At 65.1% G+C, this 275-nt stretch carries 1 protein-coding gene; it reads right to left on the reverse strand.

What is annotated here, in order from left to right; all coding sequences use genetic code 11:
• The coding region (locus tag ACWGS9_RS36190) for a carboxyl transferase domain-containing protein (RefSeq protein ID WP_454509557.1) at positions 1-275 on the reverse strand (275 nt) is incomplete at both ends.

A 275-nucleotide genomic window follows, 5' to 3' on the forward strand; every position in this document is an offset into this window, starting at 1 on the left:
TCCATCATATTGTAGGGCTTGTTGGCGCTGTCGGGCACCAGCGTGTCGAGCCGCATGTCGAGGCGCGCGGGGTCGTCATGGAACGGCCTGAACGGCGGCTTGTCGCGATTGTTGAGCGGCAGGAAGTCGAAGAGCCGCCGGATCGCCTCCAGCGCCTCGACATCGTTCTCCAAGGCGCCGTCGGCCACTGAGGATTTTTGCGTGTGCGTGCTGGCGCCGCCGAGTTCCTCCGCCGTGACGATCTCGTTGGTCACGGTCCTCACCACATCGGGGCC

The organism is Mesorhizobium sp. Arg314 (genome assembly GCF_053714275.1).